Here is a 1,154-nt window from a genome sequence, read left to right on the forward strand (position 1 = left end):
TATGACCGCACCGTTCCCGCGGGATGAATCGCTGAAAAATGCCCTTGCCAAGCGGGTCGTTCCACATATGTCGCGCTGCAGACCGCAGCGCCCAAGCGCAAACGTCGGTCGGGAGTAGATTGAAATATTGCAAATCTCTCACTGCTGCCGTAAGCCGTCTGGAGGAGGGGCCTGTAGCTCAATGGTTAGAGCCGTCGGCTCATAACCGATTGGTTGCAGGTTCGAGTCCTGCCGGGCCCACCAAATTTTTTTGTGTCGCCTCATACCGCGGCACTCGAGCATCTGCGTCGCCCCGCGATAGACGACCGGGGCTGCCTGGAAAGCAGCATATGCTCCGTCACACCGAAACCTCCCAGAGATAGCCACGGAGCCCGAGGTCTGCCGCCTGGCAAGTCCAAAGGGCAACTAAAATGCATCCCTGATCGGAAACATGTCTTCGCCGTAGTGGTGAAGTCGTGTGTGATGCCGCCGGCATAACCACCGTACCTTCAAAGGCTCGTCATATTGGTCGTGATGGGCATCGACTGCTTCGATCCCGCAGACTTCGCACGTTTGCTTCTCCAGTTCGCCTGCATTCACTGCGCGCTGCACAGCGAGATGAGCATCATACTTCCCTGGATTGGCACGGCGCCAATTCGCTTGGCGGGTATCGGTTTTCAGCATTGCTGCGCTGCCCTTCGTTGGCCTTTGCTCCGGCCTGACGAACACTTCTATCACAGTTTCGCTTCTTTTTGGGCGCGACAGCGGACTGTGCCTCGTTGACCTCAACGGCAATTGGCTACCATCCGAGTCGGCCCATCAAGCCCGCCGCTCGCTCCGGAATGGTGAATGCACAAATTCATGGCTTGACCCTTGTGGGCGGCTCGTCAGAAACGCGAGCACTGACCTCCATTACGCCCCAGAAAGGGAAAGAACCATTAGTGTTTTCGCACGCTCGAAATTCATGGCCAAAGCCTTTCGCAAGGCTCTGGCCGAACAAAATGTCGAACTAACGGAAGCTACCCACTTGCCGAACCCGTCCAAAAGCAGGAAGTGGCGGAAGACGGTTCTTAGCACAGTTGGCGTCGAGCGCTTGTCAATCGGCGTGCAAAATTGGCTCTGACGCAGTTTTGGTGGTGACGGATTTTATCCCGCGCCAATGACGCGGGCTTGGA

Annotated in this window: 1 protein-coding gene and 1 tRNA gene; one reads left to right on the forward strand and one right to left on the reverse strand. The window is 56.7% G+C overall.

Annotation, left to right across the window (positions count from 1 at the left end; all coding sequences use genetic code 11):
• Window positions 1-167: 167 nt before the first annotated feature.
• Window positions 168-243, forward strand: a tRNA-Ile gene (locus AU381_RS00040).
• 162 nt (window positions 244-405) lie between these two features.
• On the opposite strand, the gene AU381_RS27740 is transcribed toward AU381_RS00040, so the two are convergent.
• Window positions 406-663 (reverse strand): hypothetical protein, encoded by a 258-nt coding sequence (locus AU381_RS27740; protein WP_014857619.1) that lies wholly within the window; start codon window positions 661-663, stop codon window positions 406-408.
• Between the last annotated feature and the right edge of the window lie 491 nt (window positions 664-1,154).

The sequence above is a fragment of the Sinorhizobium glycinis genome (genome assembly GCF_001651865.1).
Classification (GTDB): Bacteria; Pseudomonadota; Alphaproteobacteria; order Rhizobiales; family Rhizobiaceae; genus Sinorhizobium; species Sinorhizobium glycinis.